The organism is Rhizobium sp. AN68 (genome assembly GCF_030758035.1).
GTDB classification, from domain to species: Bacteria; Pseudomonadota; Alphaproteobacteria; order Rhizobiales; family Rhizobiaceae; genus Agrobacterium; species Agrobacterium tumefaciens.
Genome location: NZ_JARWMI010000003.1, coordinates 2,204,865 through 2,225,495 on the forward strand (window position 1 = coordinate 2,204,865; position 20,631 = coordinate 2,225,495).

At 58.3% G+C, this 20,631-nt stretch carries 20 protein-coding genes and 1 tRNA gene; 7 read left to right on the forward strand and 14 right to left on the reverse strand.

Annotation, left to right across the window (positions count from 1 at the left end):
• Positions 1 to 218: 218 nt before the first annotated feature.
• Together RBH71_RS23805 and RBH71_RS23810 are read left to right on the forward strand one after the other, a co-directional pair.
• Positions 219 to 1,223, forward strand: coding sequence for a LysR family transcriptional regulator (locus RBH71_RS23805; RefSeq protein ID WP_003513718.1), 1,005 nt, complete (start codon positions 219 to 221; stop codon positions 1,221 to 1,223).
• A gap of 74 nt (positions 1,224 to 1,297) precedes the next feature.
• A complete protein-coding gene (locus tag RBH71_RS23810; RefSeq protein WP_003513719.1) occupies positions 1,298 to 1,774 on the forward strand; it encodes a hypothetical protein in 477 nt (158 codons plus the stop codon).
• 35 nt (positions 1,775 to 1,809) lie between these two features.
• Here the strand turns inward: RBH71_RS23810 and RBH71_RS23815 are convergent, their stop codons facing one another.
• On the reverse strand, positions 1,810 to 2,088 hold the full coding sequence (locus tag RBH71_RS23815) for a hypothetical protein (protein ID WP_003513720.1): 279 nt from the start codon (positions 2,086 to 2,088) through the stop codon (positions 1,810 to 1,812).
• Between the two features lie 184 nt (positions 2,089 to 2,272).
• On the reverse strand, positions 2,273 to 2,779 hold the full coding sequence (locus RBH71_RS23820) for a MarR family winged helix-turn-helix transcriptional regulator (protein WP_111790639.1): 507 nt from the start codon (positions 2,777 to 2,779) through the stop codon (positions 2,273 to 2,275).
• 522 nt (positions 2,780 to 3,301) lie between these two features.
• Between RBH71_RS23820 and RBH71_RS23825 the strand changes: the two genes are divergently transcribed.
• Positions 3,302 to 3,378 (forward strand) — tRNA-Arg (locus tag RBH71_RS23825).
• A gap of 249 nt (positions 3,379 to 3,627) precedes the next feature.
• On the opposite strand, the gene RBH71_RS23830 is transcribed toward RBH71_RS23825, so the two are convergent.
• The 8 genes from RBH71_RS23830 to uppW form a co-directional block, all read right to left on the reverse strand.
• Positions 3,628 to 4,830: an MFS transporter gene (locus RBH71_RS23830; RefSeq protein ID WP_003513815.1), complete on the reverse strand. Its 1,203-nt coding sequence runs from the start codon at positions 4,828 to 4,830 to the stop codon at positions 3,628 to 3,630.
• Positions 4,831 to 4,832: 2 nt separating this feature from the next.
• The gene (locus tag RBH71_RS23835) at positions 4,833 to 5,405 is read right to left on the reverse strand and encodes an NADPH-dependent FMN reductase (protein ID WP_003513816.1); all 573 of its coding nucleotides are present in this window, start codon (positions 5,403 to 5,405) and stop codon (positions 4,833 to 4,835) included.
• Positions 5,406 to 5,542: 137 nt separating this feature from the next.
• A complete protein-coding gene (locus RBH71_RS23840) occupies positions 5,543 to 6,457 on the reverse strand; it encodes a homocysteine S-methyltransferase family protein (protein WP_003513818.1) in 915 nt (304 codons plus the stop codon).
• Between the two features lie 20 nt (positions 6,458 to 6,477).
• Positions 6,478 to 7,167, reverse strand: coding sequence for an ABC transporter permease (locus RBH71_RS23845; RefSeq protein WP_003513820.1), 690 nt, complete (start codon positions 7,165 to 7,167; stop codon positions 6,478 to 6,480).
• A 12-nt stretch (positions 7,168 to 7,179) separates the two neighbouring features.
• Entirely contained in the window at positions 7,180 to 7,902 is a 723-nt protein-coding gene (locus RBH71_RS23850) for an ABC transporter permease (protein ID WP_003513832.1), read from the reverse strand.
• Between the two features lie 22 nt (positions 7,903 to 7,924).
• Positions 7,925 to 8,695, reverse strand: coding sequence for a transporter substrate-binding domain-containing protein (locus RBH71_RS23855; RefSeq protein ID WP_003513835.1), 771 nt, complete (start codon positions 8,693 to 8,695; stop codon positions 7,925 to 7,927).
• A 44-nt stretch (positions 8,696 to 8,739) separates the two neighbouring features.
• Positions 8,740 to 9,516 carry an ABC transporter ATP-binding protein gene (locus tag RBH71_RS23860; RefSeq protein ID WP_003513836.1) on the reverse strand — a complete coding sequence of 259 codons (777 nt, stop codon included), beginning with the start codon at positions 9,514 to 9,516 and terminating at the stop codon, positions 8,740 to 8,742.
• 161 nt (positions 9,517 to 9,677) lie between these two features.
• Positions 9,678 to 11,093 carry a Wzy-type polysaccharide biosynthesis protein UppW gene (gene uppW / locus RBH71_RS23865; RefSeq protein ID WP_019565136.1) on the reverse strand — a complete coding sequence of 472 codons (1,416 nt, stop codon included), beginning with the start codon at positions 11,091 to 11,093 and terminating at the stop codon, positions 9,678 to 9,680.
• Between the two features lie 500 nt (positions 11,094 to 11,593).
• On the opposite strand from uppW, the gene RBH71_RS23870 reads away from it, so the two are divergent.
• Complete coding sequence (locus tag RBH71_RS23870; protein ID WP_003513839.1) at positions 11,594 to 12,664, forward strand: hypothetical protein; 1,071 nt, start codon at positions 11,594 to 11,596, stop codon at positions 12,662 to 12,664.
• Between the two features lie 37 nt (positions 12,665 to 12,701).
• On the opposite strand, the gene uppG is transcribed toward RBH71_RS23870, so the two are convergent.
• On the reverse strand, positions 12,702 to 13,781 hold the full coding sequence (uppG, locus tag RBH71_RS23875) for a polysaccharide biosynthesis glycosyltransferase UppG (protein WP_003513841.1): 1,080 nt from the start codon (positions 13,779 to 13,781) through the stop codon (positions 12,702 to 12,704).
• A 2-nt stretch (positions 13,782 to 13,783) separates the two neighbouring features.
• Positions 13,784 to 14,854, reverse strand: coding sequence for a polysaccharide biosynthesis UDP-hexose transferase UppI (uppI, locus tag RBH71_RS23880; protein ID WP_003513843.1), 1,071 nt, complete (start codon positions 14,852 to 14,854; stop codon positions 13,784 to 13,786).
• Between the two features lie 280 nt (positions 14,855 to 15,134).
• On the opposite strand from uppI, the gene uppH reads away from it, so the two are divergent.
• Entirely contained in the window at positions 15,135 to 16,046 is a 912-nt protein-coding gene (gene uppH, locus RBH71_RS23885; RefSeq protein WP_003513845.1) for a polysaccharide biosynthesis endo-1,4-beta-xylanase UppH, read from the forward strand.
• An 8-nt stretch (positions 16,047 to 16,054) separates the two neighbouring features.
• Positions 16,055 to 16,999 (forward strand): polysaccharide biosynthesis UDP-hexose transferase UppJ, encoded by a 945-nt coding sequence (uppJ, locus tag RBH71_RS23890; RefSeq protein WP_003513847.1) that lies wholly within the window; start codon positions 16,055 to 16,057, stop codon positions 16,997 to 16,999.
• Positions 17,000 to 17,529: 530 nt separating this feature from the next.
• On the opposite strand, the gene uppL is transcribed toward uppJ, so the two are convergent.
• Positions 17,530 to 18,345, reverse strand: a complete 816-nt coding sequence (gene uppL, locus RBH71_RS23895) for a polysaccharide biosynthesis UDP-hexose transferase UppL (protein ID WP_034502051.1) — start codon at positions 18,343 to 18,345, stop codon at positions 17,530 to 17,532.
• A gap of 240 nt (positions 18,346 to 18,585) precedes the next feature.
• Here uppL and RBH71_RS23900 point away from each other — a divergent pair, with 240 nt between their 5' ends.
• Positions 18,586 to 18,795, forward strand: a complete 210-nt coding sequence (locus RBH71_RS23900; RefSeq protein ID WP_003513853.1) for a hypothetical protein — start codon at positions 18,586 to 18,588, stop codon at positions 18,793 to 18,795.
• A gap of 19 nt (positions 18,796 to 18,814) precedes the next feature.
• Here the strand turns inward: RBH71_RS23900 and uppM are convergent, their stop codons facing one another.
• The gene (gene uppM, locus RBH71_RS23905) at positions 18,815 to 20,434 is read right to left on the reverse strand and encodes a polysaccharide biosynthesis protein UppM (protein ID WP_003513855.1); all 1,620 of its coding nucleotides are present in this window, start codon (positions 20,432 to 20,434) and stop codon (positions 18,815 to 18,817) included.
• Between the last annotated feature and the right edge of the window lie 197 nt (positions 20,435 to 20,631).

The window sequence follows — 20,631 nt, forward strand, 5'->3', positions numbered from 1 at the left end:
GTTGCGTTGCACCATAAAATTCATGCCATCAGAGGAAGAAGCCGCATTGCGCCCGTTCCGATCTCGCAACTGCGAAATGGAACAGATGCCGCTCCTCCCCGGCATTCCGCAAATTGTTCTGAATCCATATAACTGTCAAATAGAATAAATCAGTTTATGTATATCAATTATGATATATTAAATCGATACAATAACCATTGAGGGGTATAAACCGGCGAATGAGCAACCAAAAAGTGTATGAGCAGACGCAAACAGCGGATGCGCTCTTCGTCTTCGAAGACAACCCTTTGCTGCGCGCCGGCTTGAAGATGAGCCACCTGCGCATGCTGGTCATGATCGAGGAGCACGGGCAGGTCAGCGCTGCCGCCGCCGCCATGAACATGACGCAGCCGGCGGCATCGCGCATGCTCTCGGAAATGGAAGCAATCGTCAAAAGCCCGCTCTGTCAGAGAGCGTCGCGCGGTGTGGTGCTGACCAAGTTCGGCGAGGCGCTGGCGCGACGCGCCCGCACCATATTGCTGGAGCTGCGTGAGGCGAGCCGCGAACTCAACCAGATGAAATCCGGCAGCGGCGGATCGGTTTATATCGGCGCCGTCACCGCACCGGCCATCAGCCTGGTCGTGCCCGCCATAAGACGGGCGATGGACACCTATCCCGGTATCGAGATCAACGTGCAGGTGGAAAGTAGCAACGTGCTGGCGCGGGAACTTCTGGCCGCACGTCACGATTTCATCATCGGCCGCATCCCCGATGATTTCGACCCCGGCCTGTTCTCCATCCATGAAATTGGCATCGAGCGCGCCTGTCTGGTGGTTCGCGAGGGCCACCCCCTGCTCCACGGCGAGCCCGTGACATTGCAGGATCTGTCCGGTTATGACTGGGTCTTCCAGCCGCCCGGCGCGCTTTTGCGCAGAACGATGGAAGACGTGTTCCTCACTCACGGCGTCGCCATGCCGCGCAACGTCATCAACACACCATCCGTGGTGCTGACGCTTGCCCTTATCTGCAACACGGATGCAATTGCGCCAATCGCGCAGGACATGGCCGAGTTCGTGGCCGGCCAGCAGGCCGATATCGGCCGCACCCGCATCCTGCCGACGGATTTCGAGCTTGTCGTCAAGCCTTACAGCATCATCACCACCAAAGGCCGCGTTTTGCCGCCCAGCGCCCGGCTGCTCTACGATCTGGTTCTTGATGAAAGCCGCAAACTGACGGGCTTTTGAGGAAGGCAAGCCAGACGCCAACTTCATTGTATATAGAGGCCGGATTTATCGGGACTTGCCCAGGGAATAGCCGCATGCTTTTCGGACAATCCGTCTTCGAGTCGGTCGTTGAAAGACTGAGACAGGAAAAAGAAGACGAAAGCGCGGAGCCGACGCCGCCCACCGGTCATCGTATTGTGGGTTTCAGCTCTGGCTTCGTCATGGATACCTATCCGGATGCACCGCAACCGGGAAACGCCAGTCTCGACGCCTATCTGGCCTTTCTGCCGGAGCCCGTCGCGCTTGCCGAGCCCCAGCCGGAACCCCAACCCGAACCTATGCCGGCCCATCTCGAAAAGACCTCGCTCGCGGATGTTTCAGCAGAACTGGCCATCCATGAAACCGACACCGCCGCAACGCTTGCGGAAAAGCGCCGCGCCTTCGCAAGGCTCAATCATCCCGACGGAGTGAGACCGGAATTCCGGCACAATGCGACGCTGCGCATGACAGCGGCAAATCTCCTGATTGACCAGGCGATACGGATGCTGCGAACCCGTGAACATTTCCAGTAGAGGCAGGTAGCGGTTTTACGCCCGGAAAGCTCGCCTCAGCCGGCGTCGCTTCTATCCGTGGGTGCGCTTTCCACTGGCTCGTCTGAATCGTCCCTGGCCGCGTCAGCCTTGCCTCCAGCGTTCTCCTCGCTGGCGGGCTTGAACTTCAGCAACAACTCATAGGCCGCATAGACCGCCACGCCGCCGACAACCGTTCCCCAGAAAAATTCGCGATTGACGAATTCGATGACGGACCAGGCGGCGCAAAAGCCGACGATGAGCAATCTGACCCACAAGCGGCGATAAAGCGGATGGCTCGTATCGATAATCAGCATGGCGTTCCCGTTTCGGGCCTTTCCAGAACATTGCATGACGCGACGCCAAAGGCGTCGGCACGTCCAAGGCGTCTTGGCCGTTTCGCAGGAAAATTGCAACGCAAATCGACCCGCTACCAATCAGACCCTCGTGAAAGGGAGAGGCAGGGGCAGAGGGATTGCCGACCGGCTTGACCGATACCGCTCAGTCCCGCAGGCGCCCAAGCAGAGCCAGCAGCTGGTCACGGGCTTTTTTGCCGCCGATCCGGTCGATCAGCTTTTCCTCGCGGTCACGCCATGCATCGGAAAGGCGCTCAAGAAGGCTGCTGCCCTCATCCGTCATGTCGAGGAAATGAACGCGCCTGTCCTCTTCCGACCTGCGGCGGGCAAGCAATCCCTTGCTTTCCATGCTATCGACGATCGCGACGAAATTGGCACGCTGTATGCCAAGCGCCTCGGCCACATCGCTCTGCTTGAGGCCCGGATTGCCGCCGACTATGACGAGAACGGAAAAATCGGCCGGCCGCAATCCCATCTCCGCCAGCACGTCGGAAAAGCCGTTTGCCACGGCAAGTTGCGAGTGCCTCAAATGATAACCGATCGCGGTCGTCAACAATCCATAGTCGATAGCGTTTAAATGTTCCGCCTGCGTGCCGCCGCTTTCGGCCTTTTCCGCCCGTGGCCCGTTGCTATGTGCCAATTGCAAAGCCATCCGATCCCCCGCCTGATTCGTTCCTTAACCCTGCCGGAATGATAACCGACAACAGGACTAAACTGTATCCCAAATAAATGTAGATGATACTAATATTGTATAATAATTTGACAGTTAATACCCATTGCGACAACCCCTGTCTCGTAATCACCATCGGGCGCAAAAGAAAAGTATGATTATTTACCCGCCGATTTTTAGGGTCAAAAACCTTCTCCCCCGCCTTGTTTGAAAGGCGATACGACAATCAACCCGCCTGTGTACAAAAGCGCCAGGACAGCCGCTGGATGCGGCCGTAAAATACTACTTAAAAGGGAAACGTCTTATCAGGAAGAAACGCAATACCGCAAACAACATACCGCCCTGCTATCGCAAACATGCAGACAGCAGCCCTCACAGCAACCCACGCTCTCCCCTTCACCGGAAAACAGGCCCCATTTCGTAAATCTTTGATTTTTAGACATTGATGCGGAAAGAAAGCTGGGGTATGAACCAACCGCTGCACGCGATTCAAGCGTGACCGCTGCACCCGTAGCTCAGCTGGATAGAGTGTTGGATTCCGATTCCAAAGGTCACAGGTTCGAATCCTGTCGGGTGCGCCATTTTACGCATTTAACGCGCAGATGCACACAGGTCACCATTATGCGGGCGGCACGCGTCCGCCAGCAAGCGGAAACCCCGGGCCACATTTCGAGGGAAAAGAACGGAAAACGGCTGATCGTCTCACAGCCGCGCTTCGTTGGTTTTCTTACAATATTCATGCCGGCTACAGGAAATGTCAGTCGGCAAAACATTGACGAGGGCTGTTGCCCCCGTCCCCATCGATCAGTGACAACGTCAAAGAGAGCGTGTCATCCACCCCGGGCAAAAGACCGTGGCTTTCGCACCGCCGCCCATCGCTGAATTATGGAAGCCATGACGGCAAGACCGGCCATGACGGTGAACGCCGTGGAAATATCGCGATAGGTCACGGCAAAACCGAACCGGGCGATCCAAGGCTGGCTTGCCAGCGGCGATATGAAATGCCCGAGAAACATCGATGCCGTAACGACGCCGGCAATACGCCCGCGCAACCGCAGCGGCGCAAGCATGATCGTCGTGGACATGATAGCCGGCATCACAGCACCGAGGCCAAGGCCCACCACCGCAAGCGCCGAAAGCATGGAAACCAACCCGTCTGCCGCGGCAAGCAGCGCAAAACCCGTTGCCATCAACACCAGCCCGACCGCCAGAATAACGGTCACGCCAATCCGCGCCCCCAACCGACCGAAGTTGAGCGCCATCAGCGCGCCCGCCAGATTGAAGATGCCGATGGCGTATCCGGCAACGCTGCCGGAAAACAGCCCAAGCTCCCGCAGGAAAAACGGCAATTGCGAGGGGATGGTGTAAAACAGGGCGTTGACGAGAAATGCCGCCAGTGCCAGCACGGCCACCAGAAACCAGTTGACCGCAAAAGCCTGTTCGCCGCCGTTTTTAACGTGGCTATTGTTTCTTGCCGGCTCCCGCAAAAACAACAGTGCCGCCGGCAGAATGAGCAGCGCCACGGCATAGACCGCGAAGGGCGCGCGCCAGTGAACATCCGCCAGCAAGCCGCCCGCCACCACGAAAACGACACCGCCAAGCTGGGTGAAGGCCTGTTGCAGGCCGAGATAACGCTCCCGCGCCGGGCCTTCGAAATAATCGCCCACCAGCGCCGTGCCGATCGTCATGATGCCGCCGATCGCAAACCCCAGAAAGGCCCGGCCAACGAGCAGGCCCGCAAGACTATCGGCAAAAAGCCCGGACATGCCGGAAAGGCTGTAAAGCAGGATCGCGCCGAGCAGCAGCCGCTTGCGGCCGAACCGATCCGCCAGCACGCCGGCGACCGGCGCGCAAAGAGCCACGAAAACCGATGGTAACGTCAGCACCATGCGGCTCATGATCTCGACATTCGGCGTCGACAGGAAGCTCTGTTCGATGGCGGGCAGCGAGGGCGCAACCGTGGTTCCGGCCATGATGGTGAGTGTGGCGACGAACAGAAGAGTGAGTTTCAGCGACGGGGAATTGTCAGTCATTCTCAAGCCCCTTTGTAGGGTGTTGCGGAACGCGCCTTATTCAACGCATGCGCCCACCAGCCCAGCTTGCCCATCATCGTTTCCAGCGCGCTTGCCGCTGGCGCTCCGGGGTCGAACTGCCCGGCGGCATCGACACGGTCCCAGGGATTTGCAAAGCTGACGACATCGCGGATCGTCGTTGCATGCAGTTCCGCAAACACGGGGCGAAGCTGCTCGACAGCGCGCAGGCCGCCGGAAATCCCGCCATAGGAAACGAAGGCCACCGGCTTGGCGCCCCATTCGTCATAGGCGGAATCGATCAGGACCTTCAGCGCGCCGGGGTAGCTGCGATTATATTCCGGTGTGACGACGATGAAGGCATCGGCGGCATCAAGGCTTTCACGAAGTTGCCGCACGGAGGCGCGGTCGGGCGTGTGGCCCTGCGGCAAATCAAGTTCGCGCGGGTCGAGCACCGCAAACTCGATCCCCGGCAATGCGCCGAGTTGCTCCTGCAGCCATTTGCCGATGACATCGCAGAACCGCGGATTGCGGGCACTGCCAAAAATGATCCGGATGGAGAGTGTATTATCGCTCATGGAACGTCCTTCAGTAATGTTCCACTCCCTGATAATTCCTCAACTATAGTTGAGGTCAATGGCCGCAACGAAAAAAAGCGGCAGGCGTTGAGCCTGCCGCTTTCAACTCAATGTCGCTGGGAGCGCTCGCGGTAGCGTCAGGCGGCCGCGCGCCGCAATGCCGTTGCAACCGTGTGGATATGGGCAGCGCCAATGCCGCAGCAGCCGCCGATCATGGTTGCGCCGGCATCCGCCCAGGAGCAGGCGAACCGCGAATAGACATCGTCGGTCAGGTCGGTGCGCGTGCCGTGCAGACCTTCATTGGCGGCGGAATCGCCCTGTTCACCTTCGAAGGCATTGGCATAAACGCCGATCTCAAGCGAAACGCCCTTTTCCGCAAAGACGGCGGATGCCGTTTCCACGGCGGCTTTCATGATTTCCGGCTTGCTACAATTGAACAGCAGGGCGGCAGCGCCAGATTGCGCGGCCCATTCGGCCGCCGCCTTTACCGTTTCACCAGAGCGCAGCGCAGGCTCGCCGCCGCCTGTCGCAGCCGCATCATCGTTCAACGTGAAGGAAATCCAGAACGGTTTGCCGGTTGCGGCCACGGCTTCCCGCACCGCTTCGCCTTCGGCGATCAGGCTCAGCGTCTCACCCAGCCAGACATCGACGAAGGGCCCAAGATTGTCGACCAGCACCTTCAGGTAGTCCTGCACCCGCGTTTCATCGAAGTTCTGCGGCTCATAGGAGCCGAAGATCGGCGGCAGCGAACCGGCCACCAGCACGTCGCGGCCGGAGGCGTCCGCAGCCTCGCGTGCCAGCCTGCCGGAAAGGGCGATCAGCGATGCGCCATCCTTCTGGAAACGCTCCTCGCCGATATGGAACGGCACCAGCGCATAGGAATTGGTGGTGACGACATCGGCACCGGCCTCGATGAATTCCTGATGCACCTGCCGCACGATATCAGGTGAATTGATGAGCGCCAGCGCCGACCATTCCGGCTGTTTCAGCTCGGCGCCGAGCCGCTGCAATTCGCGGCTCATGCCGCCGTCGAGAATACGGATAGTGCCCATGTTCATGCTCCTTGAACGGTTTACCGCCGGACCGGCACCTGCTGTTCGATAAGACCGAAACAGCGGGCAATTATGGCGGTGAGAATGAGATAGAAGACGGTGACGACGATCAGCGGCTCATAGACGAGCAGCGTGTCCTGCCGCACCTTATAGGCCACGGCGTAGAGGTCCATCACCGTCACGGTAAAGGCAAGCGGCGTGGCTTTGAGCTGCATCACCACCTCGCCCGCAATTGTCGGCAGCGCGATGCGGATGGCGCGCGGCAGCCAGATGCGGCGAATAAGGGTGAAACGGCCCATGCCGAAAGCCCGGCCCGCCTCCAGCTCACCCTTTGGCACAGCCAGCAACGCGCCGCGCAGAACCTCGGCCTCATAGGCCGCGTAATTCAGTGTGAAGCTGACGGCGGCGAAAAAGAAGCCCTCGCGCAACACCGGCCACATGAAACTCTGACGTAAGCCGGGGATCATCGGCAGAAACGAGCCGACGCCATAATAGAGCAGCCAGAGCTGGATCAGAAGCGGTGTGCCGCGAAAGAAGGTGCAATAGGCGCGCGCCAGAATTTTTGTCACACGCCCGCCGCTGACCTGCGCGAAGGCAAGCCCTATAGCGAGAAGAAAACCAATGCTGACGGAGATGACGAGCAGCGCCAGCGTTTGCCAGGCACCGGACATAAGCAGCGGCCAATATTTGGCGATCCATGAAAAATCCATGCCGCGGCCCCTTTATGCCAAGGCCGGCTGGCCGCGCCGCACACGGCGCTCCAGCAGCGAAAAGACGAGGTTGGAAACCAGCGTAATGGCAAGGTAAAGCAGGGCTGCGGCAAGAAAGAACAGGAAATATTGCTTGGTGCTGGCGCCCGCCAACCGTGTCGCAAGCGCCAGCTCCTGATAACCGACAACCGCCACCAGCGCGCTATCCTTCGTTACCGCAAGCCAGAGATTGGCAAGGCCCGGCAGGGCGTTCGGCAACAGTGCCGGCAAGACCACACGGCGGAAACGCAAGGCCGGCGACATGCCGAAGGCGCGCGCCGCCTCGATCTGCCCGTTCGGAATGGCAAGGATCGCACCGCGCAGCACCTCGGTCATATAGGCACCCTGCACGAAACCCAGAACCGCAACAGCGGCAACGAAACCGTTCACTTCCAAAGGCGGCAGGCCTGCCAGTTGTAGCAGCCGGTTCAGGCCATCAGTGCCGGCGTAATAAAGCCCGACGATGAGGATCAGTTCGGGAACGGCGCGGATTGCCGTCGTGTAGATATTGAGCAGAAGGCCAAGCGGCCTGTTGCCGGAGAGCTTGCCAAGTGCACCGGCAAGCCCGATGACGATGCCGATCAGATAGGCACCGGCGGAAATGGCAAGCGTCGACGCCGCACCCTTCAAAAGGGTGCCGCCCCATCCCGGAGGATAGGGTGACAGCAGTTGCAGCGTGGTTTCAAGGCTTGCCATTTATCTGACCGGTCAGGAGAAATTACTTACCGTAGATATCGAAGCTGAAGTATTTCTTGGTGATCTCGTCATACTTCCCGCTGGCGCGAACGGCAGCGAGAGCAGCGTTCAGCTTGTTCTTGAGTTCGGTGTCGTCCTTGCGCAGGCCGCCGGAAACGCCAAGGCCGAGGATTTCCTTGTCATCCGCAACGTTGCCCATGTCGGCGCAGCAATCCTTGCCGGCATCGCTCTTCACGAAGGCATCGAGAACGAGCGAGTCGCCGAACACATAGTCGATACGGCCGGCTGCGAGATCCTGAAACGCCTCGTCCAGCGTCTGATAGGTCTTTTCGTCTGCGACAGCAGCGAAATATTTCTTGTAATATTCAGACTGGATGGTCGCGACCTGAATACCGATGGTCTTGCCCTTGACGTCTTCCGGCGCCGCACCCGGCTTGCCATCCTTGGCGCCGATCAGCTTGCTCGGCGTGTTGTAATATTTGTTGGTGAAATCGATGACCTTCTCGCGTTCTTCCGTGTTGGACATGGACGACCAGATAACATCGAACTTCTTCGTCTGCAGCGCCGGGATGAGGCCATCCCAGGAAAGCTCGACGATCGAGCATTTTTCCTTCATTTCCGCGCAGACGGCGTCCATGAGATCGATTTCCCAGCCCTGCCACTTGCCGCTGGCATCCTTGGCGAAGAAGGGTGGGTAGGATTCGTTCATGATGCCGAAGCGGACATCGGCGCTGGCGGTGAAGGCGGAAACCGCAAATGCCGTTCCGGCAAGCAGCGTGGCGAAGAATTTCATTTAAAGTCTCTCCTGTTAAAACAAACGGCGAAGCGAAACGGCCATCACGCCAGCGCGCCGGTAAATTCCCTGCAACGGGCGCTTACCGGATTGCCGAACACCTGCGCCGGTGGCCCCGCTTCCTCCACACGGCCCTGATGCAGAAACATCACCTCGGTGGAAACATCGCGCGCAAAGCCCATCTCGTGAGTAACGAGCAACATTGTGCGGCCTTCCTCGGCCAGATCGCGGATGACCTTCAGCACCTCGCCCACAAGTTCCGGATCGAGCGCCGAGGTGGGTTCGTCGAACAGCATCACCGCCGGCTCCACGCAGAGCGCGCGCGCAATCGCGGCGCGCTGCTGCTGCCCGCCGGAGAGGAACGCCGGATAGGCATTTTTCTTGTCGTAAAGGCCAACTTTGTTCAGCAGGGCTTCGGCCTTTTCCACCGCCTCCTGCCGCTTGACGCCGAGAACGTGAACAGGCGCTTCGATGACATTTTCCAGAACGGTGCGGTGGGCCCAGAGATTGAAATTCTGGAACACCATGCCAAGCCCTGTCCGCAGCTTTTCCACTTGCCGCCAGCTTTTCGGCACAGCCTTGCCGTCCCTGCCAATCTTCATGGCGATCTCCTCGCCATTGACGATGACCCGGCCGCGATCCGGCGTTTCGAGAAAGTTGATGCAGCGCAGGAAGGTACTCTTGCCGGAACCGGACGAGCCGATGATCGATATGACATCGCCTTTGTGGGCCTTCAGCGAAACGCCCTTCAAAACTTCGTGTGCGCCGAAGCTCTTGTGGATGTCATCCGCTTCGAGCGCACAGGCGCCTGTATCTGCCATTTATTGACCTTGCCGATCCGGTTCATTGCGTGTCGAGCAAAATGCGGAGCGGTTTTGCGACAGGACATGCATAACAACAAAGACTTAAGCCACGCATGTTTAGCGAAACCCGCTGCAAACGCGCGCAATATCAGGCTCTTTTACACATTTGAAACGAAAAATCATTTCAAAATATCATCTGCGAGCAACGATCTGCGCGATTTGCCCCTGATGCGCCTCGCCACGCTGGCCGCGTTACTGCCAGTCAGGGCCAATTGCGGTTCCGCCTGCGCCTCATCCTCGACAAGGCTGGCATTCGCCTGCAAACGCAGGCCCATCACGGCAACGACGAGGAAAAACCAGACGAAACCGGTACTGAGGAAGAACATCGTTTCGAGAAAGCCGTAGAGCAGGACATAAAGCCAGACGCCGACATAGAGCTTCGTCAGCGGGCTTTTGCGCGTGGCCTCATCCATCTTGCCGAGATCGCGAAGCGGCATCAGACAAATCCACGTCAGCACCAGAATAAGACCTGGCACGCCGCCGCCAAGCACAAGGTCGAAATAGCCATTGTGGGAATCCGGCGCCGTCGTTGCCCAGGTATTGTTCTCGGTGAAGCTCGTCATCAGGGTGTCGCTGCGCCAGAAGGCCTGGTAGCCGTATCCGACGATCGGGCTTTGGCGGATATAATCTATGGAGACGGTCCAGATATCGGTTCTGCCGGTGAAACTGGCGTCGATCCCCAGTTTCGTCAGCATCTGTGAAAAGACCGGATCAACGGTCGTGCCGACGATCACCACGGCGAAGGTTCCCAGAAGCACGGTCACAACAGCGTAACGCCATCTTGGCCAGCCCACGATGAACCAGCCCGTGGCGATGATGATCGGCATCAGGCCGAGCGCGGTCTTGCCACCCGACTTGACGAGAAAGATCAACGACAGCAACAGAACCGCCAGGCCGCCGATAAGGGACCAGCGCTTGCACAGATAAATCCCGACGATCATCAGCACCGCCATGATCGAGGCTGCCTCGTTCTTGTGACGGAAGACCCCACGCCAGTTGCCTGCGAGGAGCGGCTCCAGCGCATCGCTTGCCTGATGGATCGACCGCGACGGCAGGACAGCAACGCCGAAATAACAGAGGAACAGGATGATCAGCACGCATGTGGCAAGCAGCGTGGTGAAATGCCGCTCGGTGCGCGGCAATTGCAGGAAGCAGCTGGCAAGCACGCAGATGATGGCGCACATGGCAAGCCGCCGCAGCGAAAACACCGGCGCGCCGCCCACCACTGAGGTGAAGATATACCAGCCGAAGATCGCGAGCATCAGCAAACGCGGCGTAAAGACAATGGAAGACGACCGCTCCTTTGCCATGAACGCCACGAAACTGATGAGCAGGATGATCGCGGTGAGCTGGTTGAGGAGGTTGGACCCGGCCGCCATGGCGGACCCCAGATAGGTCGAGGAAAGCGAGATATAAGGCGAGAAGCCGACCGTGAAATAAAAGAACGTCACATAAAACAGTGCATTCCGCCAGGCGACACTCGCCTGCTCATCATGCGCTGCATCCATCAGGTAATTTTCTCTACCTTTTTCCATACTTTCTCACATCGTACCCGATGCTTCGTCTCGGTAAAATGAATATCCCGTCAAAACCCTATTTTTTAGTTATCCATAATACACGGAGGAATAGTAATTCCATTATCGAGGAATGAAGCCCGGGAAATTGAAACGGAACCTGATTTTCGAAGTCAACATATGGATAAGGGTAGAATCTTGACCATATCAAACTTCATCTGTCAAATTTAAGTTGCTGATTTCCCTATTATTGGCTAGACATACGCCCTCGTAAAGGTTGCTTATATCTATTTGACGACAGAGATATTTCGCTACGTTAAGGATATACTGGGGTGATGATCCGAAATTCTGTTTAACGTATATTAACAACTCTGGATATATCTTTGGCTTGTTGATTTCATAAACGCGTAAATAGCTGGAAACCGACGGTGGACGTTCCGATACACACCAATATGGACGATAGCAACAACGAAGGGGCGACACAACGCCCGGTTCAGCCAGCTGCGCCCGGCGTTCGACCCATGCGCAGGGACGATCTTCCGGCTGTCGAGGTTGTGCTCAACAGCGCGTTCAAAAAGACCGGGCTTGATAGAAACTTCGACTTCGGCGCTTACGTCGAAACATTGTTTTTCAGCAGTCCTGTGTTTGATCCCGAATACGGTAGCGTTGTCTACGATGCTGGAGAGAGCGGCGTTACCAGCGTTATCCTTGCCGTCCCCATGCGGTTTGTCGCGAATGGAAAACCCATTACCGCAAGGTTGTTATGTGCTTTCGCGTCGAAAGGAAAACTCGGCGCACTCGGCGCCGCGCGCCTGTCCCGCGGCATGCGCGCGACGAAACACGATATGCTGTTTTCGGACACGGCCTCCCCCGTCAGCGCCGATCATTGGCTTGCAATCGGCGGCAGCATGTTGCCGATGGAAAGCCTGCAATGGCACAAGGCGCTCAAGCCTTTCAGCGCGATTGCCCTGCGCATGCCGCGCCGTTCGCAAGTAGTCAAATCCAGGCCCGGACTTATGGCGCTTGGATTTGTCGACCGTATCCTGCGATCGTGGAAAAAGGGCATAAGGCCCAATGAAGTTGCCGGCACCACGGTCAGACCGGTGGATTTCGAGACGTTCCGACGCAACGCGCTGAAAATGATCGAGCGTTTTTCCGTCCGCCCGGAATGGTCCCACGAGGAATTCCACTGGCTGATCGAAATGAGTAAAACCAACGGCACCCTTGGTGAATTGAGCAGCCTGGCGATCGAAAATGCCGAAGGCCGCATCATCGGCGCTGCCCTGTTTTTCGGACAGGCGGGACGGACCGCCTATGTGCTGAACCTCGTCTGCGATGCCGGTCGCGAAAACGACGTACTCGGTGCGCTGTTCCGCCATTTCGATGATGAGAACTATGCCCATGTCACCGGCATGTCGCAGCCGTTTCTCATGAACGCGCTCTACCGTCAGAACCACGTGACCTTCCATCATCGCGGTTATTTCTGCATGGCCACCCGGGATGAAGCCCTCCGGGATCGGGCGCTTGCCGGCGATATCTATATTGGCGGGCTAAGCTCGGAAAGCTGGAGCAAGCTCATCACAGATTTCTAAGGCACATGCGCCGGTTGTGAAGAAAATGCCGAGCCTTCTATGCCCCAGTGAAGCGCTGGACATTCGCTGAAATCAGGTGACGCAGCGCCTTCGCGTAACGTTTGGAGCGCGTCTTGGCCGCAAGGGCGCTCGACCAGTCCACCATCGATCCGTTGATATCGAAATCTCCGAGCTGGCCTTCGGGAACGTCACCCTTTTCGATGCGCTCGACGATGGAGCCCAGCGCCGCGTAAAACTCGGGCGAGCGATAGGGCGGATGCAGCGAATACATGCCCTCGCCCGTGCCGAGAAAATCAAGCCGGTATACGCCGATGCGCATCATATTGTCGCTCAGCACCTCTTCGGCAGGCATCGAGACCGGTTGCTGATTATAGGCATAGGAGCGGATGCGCCGTTTGACGTCGGGTCTCAGCAGTTCGAGCGAGCCGATACGCTTGGCGAAACGGTCCATGTCGATCATGAACAGGCGGGTGGAAACGGTGGCGAACCGCCATGTGGGAACGCGGCTCGGCAGCTTGCGCGGTTCGGGAATGTTCTTCACCCCCGGCATGCCGACATGGCGGGAGATATCGAGATCGCCGCGCACGGTGGGCGGGCCGGAAAACGGCGTGATGCAGAGCGCGTCCGGGTTGGCCTTCTGCAGCGCAATGGCTTCGTTGAACCAGCTCTGGCTGCCGCCGCCAAACATCATGTCGCTGTCCATATGCAGCACATAACGGGCGTTGGCACGTTTCAACCCGTGGAAATAAACATGGAAAGGCCCGCCGTCGAAAGCCTTGGCGGGATAAGGAACCGGCGAGCGCGAAAAGAACGTCTCCGCCACCGCACTGCGCGCCGCATCGCTATAGTCGGCAATATCCACATACAGATGCGGATAGTTGGCCTGCATTTCCTCCAGCATGTCAAACAGGCGTTTGCTGGCGGCCTCGAAACCGTTGCCCTTGTAGCGGCCGGCTCCAACCTGGCCGGTATCCACCGTCAGGAGAATGCGGTCCACCTGCCCGCCCCAGACCCGCAGCTGATGCGGAACGGTCAGGGCCGCATGCGGTGCGTCGAAGGGATGCAGATTGATTTGCAGCGCCTTTTGTACGGGAGGAAGCGGCATTTCAGCAGTCATAATTACGCACCACGGTTCCGGAATTCATTGATGACGGCCATCATGGGTTTTTCGTTGAAGCTCCAGTCGAGCGGCAGCGGCCGGTTCGCGGTGCCATCCCGGCGGGGATAGGCCCAGCGAATCCAGGTATATTGGTCCGAAATGCCCCATGTGGTGATGGAGGAAAGCGGGCCGCCTTCGCACGCCGCTTCGAGAAAATCGCGGACCTGACCGTTTATCAGCATGTCGCGCTCGGCTTCCGGGGCGGGAAGCGTCTGGTCCATCGCATCCAGTTCCGTCACCAGAACGGCAAGACCATAACTGCGCATTTCCTTGGTAAAGGCGGCAAGCTCGTCTTTCGCAATGGGCCAGCCACCGCGCAGATGCCCCTGCAGGCCGATAGCATTGATCGGAGCGCCTTTCTCTAGCAGCTCGAGGATGAGATTGCGGAAGGCCGCGCGCTTGGCCGGCGATTTCTCGACCGCAAATTCCACATCATATTCGTTGAGGACGAGCTGGGCCTTCGGATCGACGGAATGGGCGATGTCAAAGGCTTTTTTGATGGCGTCCGGGCCTGCGCCATAATACCAGGCGTCGCGGCGCGAGCGCACATTGCCGGGCACGTCGGGGATAGGCTCATTGACCACATCCCAGCTGTGTATCACGTCCTTGTACCGTTCCATCACCTTGACGATGTGGGTTTCCATCAACTTCTCGACCTTCGCGCCGCTGCCGATGCTGGCAAGCCAGGGCGCGTTGGAAGCGTACCAGATAAGCGGATGACCATGCATGGTGAGTTTGTTCTGGCGCGCGAAGTTCGCAAGCGCATCGGCAGCGGCAAAATCGAAAACGTCTGCCGAAGGCCGCATGACCTCCCATTTCATTTCAGTAACGGGTGTGATGCGCGAGCAATATTTGACCACCGCTTCGCCGATGCGGCTATCGGCGGTAAGGTCCGGCAGATAGATGGCCGCACCGTAAGGGGCAATCTTTGTCGACGTTTTCCTGGTCGCGGCAACGCCCTGCCCGGCCATGGCATGCAACAGGCCCGCGCTTGCAGCGCCACCCAGAAAATTCCGCCGCCCGATCCGCATTCGCCCGCCTCCACAACCCCGGCGCATCGGCCTGAAAATCGAAAGCGATTTTCGAAAGGGACGATGCGCATATCACAACTGTCAGAACGTCGCTGATGCGTCCCAATGGCCGCACGGCGCTCTAATTCTCAAAACATAACATCTTGATCATGCCAAAAGGATATTAAAGATTTGCAAGGTTAACTGACGCTATACCACGTCACAATTGGCGCAAGCCGGCTTAATCCGGTAGTAACTTCAGTGTGAGAATTGTTGACCCGCCCCTGATGGAGTAAAAATATTGGTTTCCGTCTCGATTGTCATTCCCGTTCGCAACGGCGAGCGTTACATCGTGGAAGCGATCGAAAGCGTGTTGTCTCAGGGGAAAACCGTTTGCGAAGTGCTCGTCGTCAATGACGGCTCCACCGATACAACGGCGCAAAAGGTGCAAAGTTTCGCCGATCCCCGCGTAAAACTGCTGGCCCGGCCGCAGGGACGGCAGGGCGTTTCCGCCGTGCGCAATTTCGGCCTGTCGCAGGCGCGCGGTGAATGGACGATGTTTCTCGATGCCGACGACCGCGTGAAGCCGGGCGCGATCGCCGCCCTATGCGCCGGCATCTCCGGACCGGATGTCGTTGCTGTCTACGGTGATTATGAGCGCATTGACGAGAATGGCGCCAAGATCGGGCGGCGCAACCTCATCAGACGGCGGGAAAAACCTGATGGTTTCATCCTCCAGCCGCTTTTGGGCGGAAACTTCATCGTCAATGGCGGCATCATGCTGGTTAAAACCCGCATCTTTCAGGATTTTGGCGGTTTCGACGAGACATTGCGTTATGCGGAAGACTGGTATGGCTGGTGCCGGCTGGCTGCCTCCGGCCGTTTCGCCTATCTGCCCGGCCGCCACGTGCTGGATTACCGGGTGCACCGGACAAGCGTGATGATGAACCGCCTTCTGACCTTCCGGGATTGCGAACCGGCGATCGAAGCGGTGTTTTCCGATCCCGCCATCGTCGCCGCCATTGCGCCGCAGGAATTGCGCCGGCTTCGCCGCAAATCCGAAAATCACATGAATGCCTATACCGTGGCGCAGGCCTTTCGCGCCCGGCGCTATCGTGAGGCCTTTTCGGCGCTTGCCGATACATTTGTCAATCGCCCGCGCCAAAGCCTGCGCGCCGTCGTGTTTTCCGCCGCAGCCCTTGCCGGAATTTAGGAGTGTCCATGTCCGAAATCATGCCGGAAGCGGTGGTGTGCATTCCGAGTTTCCGCAGGCCTGCAGGTTTGCAGAAGACGCTGAACTCGCTGGCAGCCCAGAAGGTCGATTTCCGCTTCGCCATCGTCGTCGTCGATAATGACGGGGTGGGCCAGGCGGGGCTGGCGGTCGCGCGTGCGTTTTTCTCCGAGAGCGAAATGATGGGCCAGACGCTGGTCGAGCCGACGCAGGGCAATTGTTACGCCATCAACACGGCATTCCGCACGGCGCGGCAGAACTATCCATCCGCGCAGTGGTTTCTGATGATCGATGACGACGAAGCGGCCTCGCCCGTCTGGCTCGCTGAAATGGTCTCTGCCGCAAAATCCTTCGGCGTCGATATCGTCGGCGGGCCGGTCGATCGCGAATTCGATGCCCCCGCACCCAAGGCGGTTCTGGCACACCCGCTGTTCGGCTCCATCGAGGCACCCACCGGCGTAGTCAATCAAATCCATGGGTCTGGCAATTGCCTGATCTCGAGGCGAGTTTTCGAAACGCTGGAAAAGCCGGAATTCGATGTACGGTTCAACTTCCTTGGCGGCGGCGACATGGATTTCTTCACCCGTTGCCGAAAGGCGGATTTCAAATTCGCCTGGAACGCTCAAGCCCTCATCATCGAATATGTGCCGGAAAACCGCATGGCGCCGCGCTGGATCATGGAGCGCTCGCTCCGAACCGGGATCATTAATTACAGCATCGACCGCGCCCGTCGCCCCGGCCTGAAGGGCGGCCTGCTGCTTGCCGCCAAAAACGTCGTCAGCCTGTGCCTGTCACTGGTCCGCGCCGTTTCCGCATTCCTGAAAACCGGTGCGCTGCTGCCCGCCACGCATCCACCGCTGATGTCCATCGGCCGCGTCATGGCGAGCCTCGGTATTACGCTCACGCCCTATAAGGCGCCGGCGAAAAAGGCCTGAACGCGGGCTCGTCCGGCAGTTAATATCAGCTTTTCAGCTCAGGGTTTTTTCCCTGCGCAAAGAGATCCCATTCACATGCCGTTTCTGGGAAGCGAATGACGAAAAAACGGCTGCAAGAATGAGAAGCGGCACAAGAACCGGCCAGAAGAAACAAAGGATGATACCGGTCACCCGGTAAAAGTCCCAATCCTTGTCGCGGCGGGCGCCTTCTATATAGGTCATGGCAAGAGAAGTAACGGTGCCAATCCCATATACGAAAAGAGAAATGGACGTAATTACCATCGCTGTCCTCAATATATTTCTGATTCGAATAAATATGTAATATCCGCTCAGTGTACCGCCGTTACGCCCACTTGCAACGATTTTCCGCGGAAAGACGCCTCCACCCCGATACGTTAGAGCGACCTCATATAGCGCGACTCCATATGATGATTGCATGCGCCGGCAGATGCCGCTCACATGATATCGATCCTGAACCGGCCGGACGGTCAGGGGCAATTCCGTAAAGAATCAATGAGAATGCGCAGATTTCAGACCTTGCCGGCCCCGAACCCGTAGCGGTGCTTCAGCAGCGAATATATGGCGATGGGATTGGTCAGCAGGTAGCGCTTGCCGAGACGCCTCGGCTCAAGCATGGCCCTGTAGAGCCATTCGAGCCCCATATCCTGCATCCATTGTGGCGCCCTGCTGTTCTTGCCCGCGAGAAAATCGAACAGACCGCCGCAGGTCTTGATCACCGCAATGTCGGAAAGCCTGTCGAGATTGCGCGCGACGAAACGTTGCTCCAGCGGTATGCCGAAGCCCACCCAGAGAATATCGGTCTGCGATGCGACGATATCGGCAAGGATCGCCTCCTCGTCGCCGGGTCTGAAATAACCATTGCGCCGACCGGCAAAAACAAGCCGTGGATAGAGCTTTTGCATTTCCTCGACTGCCGCGCGGTTCACCTCTTCGGAACCGCCGAGGAAATAGAACCGCGTGCCGGTCGCCTCAGCCCTCCGGGCCACCGCATGAACGAGATCCGTCGTCGCCACACGTTCCCGCAGCGCCCTTACGCAGAACTGGCGGGAAAAGATCACCAGCGACATGCCGTCGGCATGAATCTGGTCCGCCTGCCGCAGCAGGGCTTCGAATTCCTTGTCTTGGTGACAGAGTGCGATGACCTGACCGTTCGCCGATGTCGAATAGAACGGCTTTGCGCCGGCCGCGCGTTCACGTTCCGCCCGCAGGATAAAATCCTGCGCCGTCTCTTCGATGGTCGCATCGGTGATGGGCAAAGCCGCAAGCGGAACAACCGGCCAGTGTGTGCCAGGCCCTTCCGCATGCGGGACATCTCTCCCTGTCATATTCTGTCCGGTGTCCAAGATAGGCATCGTTTCACTGTTATATTCACGCATAGGATTAAGGTATAAGGCTTCAAACACTACGAATAACTATCATTAATATTCTTATAAATCTGACGCTTGAATCAAACAATTATACGCCCGGGGGTTGAGTGACCACTCCAACCTCTCCTCCACCTATTCCGGTTTTGCGGCTGATGGGTTAAGGGACGACGAAACCACACCATAGAAAAGGTCCCGGCCATGGAAACCATATCGATCGACAACCGCGGCGATTTCGGCCTTTGGGCCATCGAACGGGCAAAAGAAATCGTCGCCAACGAGGCGTCCGATCTTGCCGTTTCGGTCCGTGACGGCGACGAGACAGGCATTCGCGATGCGGGTAATGCGCTGGGCGCTGCCATCGCCGCCGCCCTGCTCGAAGTCTATGACGGCCTGATGTCCGAGGAATAAGCGCGCGCGGTCACAGCCCTCAGGCGTAGCGTTCCGCGTGGTCTGTCCGGCGCAGAAAACCCAAAAGCCCCAGTGCGATGGCAATTCCGAGACCAAGGAACAGACCACCCACGCCACCGGCGATCAGGAAGATCAGCTTGCCGGGCGGCCAGCTTCTGGAATTGGGCGCTACCGGCTGCGAAATCACCCGCACATTGGTGGAATCGATTGTCTGCTGCTCGGCGATCTGACGTGAGCGATTGAGATAGGTCTCGTAGATCGCGGCAGCTGAGTTGGCGTCTCGCTCCAGATCGCGCAGCCGCACCTGCGCCTCATTGTCGGTGAAGACGTTGGCGCGTTCCGCAACCGCCTTCAGCCGCAGGGCATCAAGAGAGGAGCGGGCCTCGGCGACATTGGTCTTGGCCGCCAGCAAAATCCGCTGCGCCTCATCCGCAATGCCGCGTTCCAGCATGTCGCGTTCCGCCCCGGCAGTCGCCAGACGCGGATGGCGGGCGCCATAGGTCAGCGTCATCGCCCCAATCTGCTGCTGCAAGGTGCTGTATTGCGCACGAATGGTGTTCATGGTCTGGCTGTCGAAGATCGCGTCGCTCTGGGTGCGGTTCTGGGCAATCGCCGCCTGCATCTGCTTGAGGCGCGACTCCTCCTGAATGACGCGCTGCTGCGCGGCAAGAACCTGCGCATTCAGCTCGCCGGACGCCAGATTGCTGACCAGCTGGCCGTTATTCTCCTGCAGGCCGTTTTCGCGGCGGAAATCGGCGACGCGCTTTTCGGCAACCGTCACGTTCTGACGCATTTCCTCAAGCCGCTTCTTGAGATCATCGACGATACGCAGGCTGCTGTCGGAGGTCGTCTGGAACAACTCGCTTTCGAAAGCCTTCACCATCGCCTTCGAGACTGTCACGGATTTGTCCGGATCATTGGTCCAGACCGCAAGCGTAACCACGAAGGACCGCGGATCCCGTTCCGCCGCAACCCGTTCGCCCAGCGAACGAAGCGCGCCGACCTTGTTGTCACCATCTTCCGGCTTGGGTGAAAAAAATGCTTTCAGCCGCGCAAGAGGCGGTGGGGATATGAATTCCGGGTCCTCATCCAGTTTCAGCTCGTCCACCACCCGCGCCAGCACGTTGCGCGACGTGACGGTGCGCAGCTTGCTCTCCACTTCGAGAATCTGGGTGTCGCGCTGCTGGTTGGGCGAAAACACCCCGTCATTGACGACATTCAGGTTGGAGGGATTGACGACGATATCCGTATAGGCGGTGTAACGCGGCGGCGTCATGTAGGCATAGGCGAGTGCAGCGGCGACGCAGAGAATGATCGCAAGCACAATCCAGACGATCCCGGCACGCAGCCAGCCGAGTACCTCGTCGACACCGATCCGGTCGATATATTTCAGGCCCGGCAGCGTGGCCGCGAAACTGTTGCTTGGCGATGTCGGCCTTGTGGGCTTTTCAGCCGGAGCGGGTTCGGCAACGGCAGCCGCCGGCTTCGGCTCAAGATGCTCTTTCAGCACCGTGCGCTCGAAAACCTCATCCTCATCCACCAGATCGTCCAGCAGGGAACCGTGGGGTCTGGCGGCGGGCGCCGCTTTTTCATCCAGCGGACGTGCCTGCTTATGTCCCGCCTTTTGAAGCCTGTACATCAGCCAATCCAACTTGAACGAACCACAAAAAAGGCCTGCAACAGATGGTTTTCATCGTCGCCAGAACCACTATTAACCGGCAAGTCTAGATATAACGGGTGAATTTTAGGTTACCCGCATCATCCCCGCCATCATCACCTATTCGCCGCGTCCATGAAAGAGATGATTGACTTGAATGGATCGATACGGTTCTTTCT

Bases quoted from the DNA above. Each gene is read 5' to 3' on its own strand.
- RBH71_RS23805 (WP_003513718.1), top strand. From the start codon at position 219: ATGAGCAACCAAAAAGTGTATGAGCAGACGCAAACAGCGGATGCGCTC.
- RBH71_RS23810 (WP_003513719.1), top strand. From the start codon at position 1,298: ATGCTTTTCGGACAATCCGTCTTCGAGTCGGTCGTTGAAAGACTGAGA.
- RBH71_RS23815 (WP_003513720.1), bottom strand. From the start codon at position 2,088: ATGCTGATTATCGATACGAGCCATCCGCTTTATCGCCGCTTGTGGGTC.
- RBH71_RS23820 (WP_111790639.1), bottom strand. From the start codon at position 2,779: ATGGCTTTGCAATTGGCACATAGCAACGGGCCACGGGCGGAAAAGGCC.
- RBH71_RS23830 (WP_003513815.1), bottom strand. From the start codon at position 4,830: ATGACTGACAATTCCCCGTCGCTGAAACTCACTCTTCTGTTCGTCGCC.
- RBH71_RS23835 (WP_003513816.1), bottom strand. From the start codon at position 5,405: ATGAGCGATAATACACTCTCCATCCGGATCATTTTTGGCAGTGCCCGC.
- RBH71_RS23840 (WP_003513818.1), bottom strand. From the start codon at position 6,457: ATGGGCACTATCCGTATTCTCGACGGCGGCATGAGCCGCGAATTGCAG.
- RBH71_RS23845 (WP_003513820.1), bottom strand. From the start codon at position 7,167: ATGGATTTTTCATGGATCGCCAAATATTGGCCGCTGCTTATGTCCGGT.
- RBH71_RS23850 (WP_003513832.1), bottom strand. From the start codon at position 7,902: ATGGCAAGCCTTGAAACCACGCTGCAACTGCTGTCACCCTATCCTCCG.
- RBH71_RS23855 (WP_003513835.1), bottom strand. From the start codon at position 8,695: ATGAAATTCTTCGCCACGCTGCTTGCCGGAACGGCATTTGCGGTTTCC.
- RBH71_RS23860 (WP_003513836.1), bottom strand. From the start codon at position 9,516: ATGGCAGATACAGGCGCCTGTGCGCTCGAAGCGGATGACATCCACAAG.
- uppW (WP_019565136.1), bottom strand. From the start codon at position 11,093: ATGGAAAAAGGTAGAGAAAATTACCTGATGGATGCAGCGCATGATGAG.
- RBH71_RS23870 (WP_003513839.1), top strand. From the start codon at position 11,594: ATGCGCAGGGACGATCTTCCGGCTGTCGAGGTTGTGCTCAACAGCGCG.
- uppG (WP_003513841.1), bottom strand. From the start codon at position 13,781: ATGACTGCTGAAATGCCGCTTCCTCCCGTACAAAAGGCGCTGCAAATC.
- uppI (WP_003513843.1), bottom strand. From the start codon at position 14,854: ATGCGGATCGGGCGGCGGAATTTTCTGGGTGGCGCTGCAAGCGCGGGC.
- uppJ (WP_003513847.1), top strand. From the start codon at position 16,055: ATGTCCGAAATCATGCCGGAAGCGGTGGTGTGCATTCCGAGTTTCCGC.
- uppL (WP_034502051.1), bottom strand. From the start codon at position 18,345: ATGACAGGGAGAGATGTCCCGCATGCGGAAGGGCCTGGCACACACTGG.
- RBH71_RS23900 (WP_003513853.1), top strand. From the start codon at position 18,586: ATGGAAACCATATCGATCGACAACCGCGGCGATTTCGGCCTTTGGGCC.
- uppM (WP_003513855.1), bottom strand. From the start codon at position 20,434: ATGTACAGGCTTCAAAAGGCGGGACATAAGCAGGCACGTCCGCTGGAT.